Origin of the sequence: Lachnoclostridium sp. An131, from assembly GCF_002160825.1 — a bacterium.
GTDB lineage: Bacteria > Bacillota > Clostridia > Lachnospirales > Lachnospiraceae > Laedolimicola.
Genome location: NZ_NFLI01000035.1, coordinates 1 through 5,869, shown reverse-complemented (window position 1 = coordinate 5,869; position 5,869 = coordinate 1). Strand labels below are relative to the sequence as shown.

Annotated in this window: 4 protein-coding genes and 1 pseudogene; 4 read left to right on the top strand and 1 reads right to left on the bottom strand. The window is 51.4% G+C overall.

Translation table 11 applies throughout. From position 1 onward, the window contains the following. Positions 1 to 21: 21 nt before the first annotated feature. A pseudogene (locus B5E77_RS17745) lies at positions 22 to 1,269 on the bottom strand (IS110 family transposase). Positions 1,270 to 1,607: 338 nt separating this feature from the next. On the opposite strand from B5E77_RS17745, the gene B5E77_RS16650 reads away from it, so the two are divergent. The 4 genes from B5E77_RS16650 (at position 1,608) to B5E77_RS16635 (ending at position 5,699) form a co-directional block, all read left to right on the top strand. Next, positions 1,608 to 2,225 (top strand): DUF4867 family protein, encoded by a 618-nt coding sequence (locus tag B5E77_RS16650; RefSeq protein ID WP_087166478.1) that lies wholly within the window; start codon positions 1,608 to 1,610, stop codon positions 2,223 to 2,225. 12 nt (positions 2,226 to 2,237) lie between these two features. Further along, the gene (locus B5E77_RS16645; protein WP_087166477.1) at positions 2,238 to 3,722 is read left to right on the top strand and encodes an L-fucose/L-arabinose isomerase family protein; all 1,485 of its coding nucleotides are present in this window, start codon (positions 2,238 to 2,240) and stop codon (positions 3,720 to 3,722) included. A gap of 143 nt (positions 3,723 to 3,865) precedes the next feature. Further along, positions 3,866 to 5,335: a xylulokinase gene (gene xylB, locus B5E77_RS16640; RefSeq protein WP_087166476.1), complete on the top strand. Its 1,470-nt coding sequence runs from the start codon at positions 3,866 to 3,868 to the stop codon at positions 5,333 to 5,335. Between the two features lie 127 nt (positions 5,336 to 5,462). Further along, entirely contained in the window at positions 5,463 to 5,699 is a 237-nt protein-coding gene (locus tag B5E77_RS16635) for a small, acid-soluble spore protein, alpha/beta type (protein WP_087166481.1), read from the top strand. Positions 5,700 to 5,869: the final 170 nt, after the last annotated feature.

The following is a 5,869-nucleotide window of genomic DNA, read 5'->3' as shown; positions in this document are numbered from 1 at the left end:
TTGAATATTGAAAAGTTAAGGTTATGCAGTTGCTGACTTAATCTTATAACCTTGATTTCTTGCGATGATGATTGCCTGTTCTACCGTGATTTCCCGGTCAACAGGAGGCTGATCTGATTTCCGGTAAAGTTCCGCATTATAGTTTTCACCGTTCTTCAGCATGTGGTATAATGCAGTCAGAAGCATTCTTGCTATGGCAATGATTGCTTTCTTGTGACCGCGACGCTTTTTGATACGGAGATAACGGTTACGAATCTCAGGATGCTTTTTGCTGGTAACGACAGCATTGGCACACTGCACCAGCAGTGGCTTGATATAGCATCCGGCCTTGGAAACCCGGACAGATTTTTTCTTCCCTGCGCTTTCATTGTTGGTCGGAGTCAGTCCGGCCCATGAGCATAAGTGTTTCGCCGAAGGAAAAGCCTCCATATTGGTACCGATTTCGGAAATGATCCCGATGGCAGTGAAGGTACTGCGGATACCAGGAGCGGTTTGAAGAATGGAAAGTTCCTGCTGATAGGGAGCGGCGAGCGCAAGAATGAGTTCTTCAAGCTCTGCTTTCCGGGATTCAAGGTTTTCATAATGGGCCTTGATCACTTTGAGTTTGCCGGCCTGTTCCGGAGAGATATAGCCGTCAATGGCGTCCCGGAGCTCAGGGAGCTTCTTTTTCAAACTTTTGTAAACAAGGGGTTCAAGGTCAAAAGAAGTATCTGCGGGATTTTCCAAAAGTTTATCCAGTATCGCCTGAGCAGATTTGCCGAAGGTGTCCGAGACAACGTTTCCCAACTAGATATTGGAAACCGTGAGACAGTTCTGCAAACGATTCTTTTCGCTTGACATAAAGCAGGTCAGTTTGAAACGGTAACGCATCAGGTCGCGGAGCTGGCGGATGTCAGCGGGCGGCATAAAGCTTCCGGCAACAAGATCATGCTTGAAGAGGTCAGCAATCCATTTGGCATCTCTCTTGTCAGTTTTCTTTCCACGGATAGCCTTAACATATTTGGGATGTGCAAGGACAATCGTACAGTCGTTTTCTAGAACGTTGTAGACAGGGATCCAGTATTTACCGGTGGATTCCATACAGACATCCCTGCAGTTATGTTTGAGCAGCTATTGTAACAAATCTTTCAGACCCTTCGTGTAGGTCGAAAAACGGTGGTGCTCATAGGTGGTCACGCCCTTGCTGTCAGTAGAAGCAATGCAGGCCACTACAAAAGTCTTGTGGACATCAATGCCACAGCAGATTTTGTACACGATTTTTAAAGCCATAGGGACTCCTTTCAGAACCAGAAGGTTCGCTAAAGATCATAGGGAGAGACGGCATTGACTGAACGCCTAAGCCATAAACGAGATTGTTTATACAAAGATAAGATTACGTGCTCTTGCGTCACACTTATTTGTGCTTGAAAAGGCGGACTACACATATAACCATACGGTCATCCGGCACACCGAAGGCGTACCTTGGTAAGCCGGACAGCCCACTCACCTCCCCGTGATTTGTAGTATACCGAGTTCCCTACAAGAAGAATTATAAAGAAAAATAAGCTCAGGAAAAATATTTTCATAACGTTTTGTGCCTGAGTGAAGCGAAAGGAATGGATATAACCATGAAAAAGGTGACAGATCCGGAATTCCGGAAATACGGAAGGGTTCTGGACATCAAAATCCCTGATTTGCTGGAGCGCCTGGGAAAGACGCCGGTGACAGAGGGGGTAGTCTATGTGGCATCCGAACCGGAGCTGGAGGCCTGCGCGGAATTGGAAGCCATCCAGAACAGTGTATTTGGAGGCCTGCCCATTCAGATCGGCTACTGCAACGGACATAACGATACGCTGAATGCCATCGAGTATCACCGCTGCTCTGAGATCAATGTGGCATATCAGGGCGCGGTCCTGATGGTGGGAAGCCAGCAGGACATCGCGGATGATTTTACCTATGACACCGGAAAGATGGAGCTTTTTGAGGTTTCGGCCGGCTGCGCGGTGGAGCTCTATGCGACGACTCTCCACTATGCGCCCTGCAGCCTTGGACAGGAAGGCTTTCAGGTAGCCATCATTCTGATAAAAGGCACCAATGAGGCCATGCCGGAGGTGACGGGAGCGATTGCGGAAGACCGCCTGATGACGGCACGCAATAAATGGCTGATCGCCCACGAAGAGTCCGGCCTTGGGGCGGACGGAGCCTTCGTCGGCTTGACAGGAAAAAACTTAAAAACTAATATATAAGGAGGACTTACTATGATAAACATACCGTCTGTAAAAGTGGGAATTGTAGCCGTAAGCCGCGACTGCTTCCCGGAATCTCTTTCTGTGAACCGCAGAAAAGCTCTGGTGGAGGCTTATGCGCAGAAATATGACGCGGCGGATATCTACGAGTGTCCCGTATGTATCGTAGAGAGCGAGATTCATATGGTGCAGGCCCTTGAGGACGTGAAAAAGGCTGGCTGTGACGCCCTTGTGGTATATCTTGGAAACTTCGGACCGGAGATTTCCGAGACCCTGCTCGCAAAGCATTTCGACGGCCCGGTGATGTTCGTGGCAGCCGCCGAGGAGACCGGAAAAGATCTGGTACAGGGACGCGGCGACGCGTACTGCGGCATGCTGAACGCAAGCTACAACCTGAAGCTGCGCAATGTACGCGCTTATATTCCGGAGTATCCGGTGGGAACAGCAGAAGAATGTGCGGACATGATCCATGAGTTCCTTCCGATTGCGAGAGCCCTCGTGGGACTTTCCAGCCTGAAGATCATCAGCTTTGGACCGAGACCGCTCAACTTCCTGGCCTGCAACGCCCCGATCAAGCAGCTTTACAACCTGGGCGTGGAGATCGAGGAGAACTCTGAGCTCGACCTGTTTGAAGCCTTTAATAAGCATGAGGGAGACCCGAGAATCCCGGATGTGGTAAAGGATATGGAAGCAGAGCTGGGAGCGGGCAATCAGAAGCCGCAGATCCTTGCGAAGCTGGCTCAGTATGAGCTGACGCTCCTTGACTGGGTAGAAGAGCATAAGGGCTACCGCAAATACGTAGCCATCGCCGGAAAGTGCTGGCCTGCGTTCCAGACCCAGTTCGGCTTCGTACCCTGCTATGTAAACAGCCGTCTGACAGGCCGGGGAATCCCCGTATCCTGCGAGGTGGATATCTACGGCGCTTTGAGCGAGTTCATCGGAACCTGCGTAAGCCAGGATGCCGTGACGCTGCTTGACATCAACAATACCGTTCCGGCTGATATCTACAACGAGGATATCGCAGGCAAATTCCCGTATACCCAGAAGGATACCTTCATGGGCTTCCACTGCGGCAACACCTGCTCCGGCAAGCTGACCTCCTGCTCCATGAAGTATCAGCTGATTATGGCAAGAAGCCTTCCGGAAGAGGTAACCCAGGGAACTCTGGAGGGAGACATCGTTCCGGGCGACATCACCTTCTTCCGCCTGCAGAGCACGGCAGACTGCAAGCTCCGCGCATACGTGGCACAGGGCGAGGTGCTTCCGGTAGCGACACGGTCCTTCGGAGCCATCGGTATCTTCGCGATTCCGGAAATGGGACGTTTCTACCGCCACGTGCTGGTAGAGAAGAACTATCCGCATCACGGGGCTGTGGCCTTCGGACATTATGGAAAGGCACTCTATGAGGTATTCAAATATCTGGGAGTGGAGCCGGAGGAGATCGGCTTCAATCAGCCGAAAGGAATGCGGTATCCCACCGAGAATCCCTTTGCGTAAGGGATACATAACTGATATTGGTATGTTTTCATATATCCGGCGCGCCGGGGACTGAAAGGGTTCCCGGTCCGCCGGCAATAAGGCCTGTGCAGGGGTGTACAGGCCTGTTTAAAATTGCATGAGCAATCACAGGAGGAAAGTATATGCTGTATGTAGGAATTGATCTGGGTACTTCCGCCGTGAAGCTGCTTCTGATGGACGGAACGGGAAAAATACAGAAGATCGTGTCAAAGGAGTATCCGCTGTATTTCCCCCATCCCGGCTGGTCGGAGCAGAATCCGGAGGACTGGTATAACCAGAGCATGGAAGGGTTAAAAGAGCTTCTCGCAGACTGCGACAGGTCCCAGGTGGCCGGAATCAGCTTCGGCGGCCAGATGCACGGCCTTGTGATTCTGGATAAAGAGGATCAGGTGATCCGCCCGGCCATTCTCTGGAACGACGGCCGCACCGGCGAAGAGACCGATTATCTGAACCACGTTATCGGTAAGGATAAACTGTCCGCTTATACGGCGAACATTGCCTTTGCGGGCTTTACCGCCCCGAAACTTCTCTGGGTGAAAAAGCATGAGCCGGAGAACTTCGAAAAGATAGAAAAAATCATGCTTCCCAAGGACTATCTGGCTTATCGCTTAAGCGGAACCTTCTGCACAGACGTGTCGGACGCTTCCGGTATGCTGCTCTTCGACGTGGAGCACAAGTGCTGGTCAAAGGAAATGGTGGAGATCTGCGGCGTGAAGGAAAACCAGCTGGCGCAGATTTTTGAGAGCTATGAGGCGGTCGGCACTCTGAAGCCGGAGCTTGCAAAAGAGCTCGGCCTGTCTGAGAACGTAAAAATCGCGGCGGGAGCCGGGGACAACGCGGCGGCAGCCGTGGGAACAGGAACTGTCGGAGACGGGGCCTGCAATATTTCCCTTGGAACCTCGGGCACGATTTTCATTTCCAGCGAGAAGTTCGGTGTGGATGAGAACAACGCCCTTCATTCCTTCGCCCACGCGGACGGCCACTACCATCTGATGGGCTGTATGCTCAGCGCGGCGTCCTGCAATAAGTGGTGGATGGACGAAATACTGCGTACAAAGGATTACAGCGGCGAGCAGAAGGACATCCAGGTAAAGGAGCTTGGAAAGAATCACGTATTCTTCCTGCCCTATCTGATGGGAGAAAGAAGCCCCCACAACGATCCGAATGTACGCGGCACCTTCATCGGCATGAGCATGGATACCACAAGGGAAGACATGACCCAGGCGGTGCTGGAAGGCGTAGTCTTCGGGCTGCGGGATTCCTTTGAAGTGGCGAAGTCCCTGGGAATCCACATCGAACGCACGAAGATCTGCGGAGGCGGAGCCAAGAGCCCGTTGTGGCGCCAGATGGTAGCGGATATCCTGAATATCAAGGTAGATATTCCCGAGAGCGAGGAAGGCCCTGCCATGGGCGGAGCCATGCTGGCAGCCGTGGCCTGCGGAGAATATGCGAGCGTGGAAGAAGCAGCCGCAAAGATTGTGAAAGTAGTGGATACCGTAGAGCCCATCCCGGAGAATGCGGCACGCTACGAGGAACAGTATCAGAAGTTCCGGAAGGTGTATCCGGCGGTGAAGGCGCTGTTTCCGATGTGAGAATCGCATAAATCTGTGAAGTTGTATAGTTTCAGGTAAAATGGCCATACTCCAGGTAGCAACTGTTTTTTCGGGAGGCGCACTGCGCCTCCCGGATAAGGACAGCAGAAAGGGGTATGGCTTTATTATGGCAAAGAAGAAAAAAATAGATCTGAGAAATCTGGAGCCTGAAGAGCAGCTGAAATATGAAATTGCGGAGGAGCTGGGGCTTCTGGACAAGGTTCTGTCGGATGGGTGGAAGGCCCTTTCTGCAAAGGAGACCGGGCGTATCGGCGGACTGATGACAAAGAAAAAGAAGGAAATAAAGGAAAAGCTTCGCAGGACTGAGGAGGAGCAGGAAGGCCTGATGGAGGAGCTGCTGTGAAAACGAAGTTTTTTGGGAAGCTTTTTTGACACAGATTTTCATTGTATTTTGAACTTCTGGCTGATATAATCCCATCTTTGACAGTTAAGTAAAGAAAAAATCGCTGTATCCCTTGTATTTACTGGGCTACAGCGATTTCTGCCGTTGTTGCGAACTATAGTAATTTATTC

What these genes read in the sequence shown, in the direction of transcription:
- B5E77_RS16650 (WP_087166478.1), top strand. Translation starts at nt 1,608, where the DNA reads ATGAAAAAGGTGACAGATCCGGAATTCCGGAAATACGGAAGGGTTCTG.
- B5E77_RS16645 (WP_087166477.1), top strand. Translation starts at nt 2,238, where the DNA reads ATGATAAACATACCGTCTGTAAAAGTGGGAATTGTAGCCGTAAGCCGC.
- xylB (WP_087166476.1), top strand. Translation starts at nt 3,866, where the DNA reads ATGCTGTATGTAGGAATTGATCTGGGTACTTCCGCCGTGAAGCTGCTT.
- B5E77_RS16635 (WP_087166481.1), top strand. Translation starts at nt 5,463, where the DNA reads ATGGCAAAGAAGAAAAAAATAGATCTGAGAAATCTGGAGCCTGAAGAG.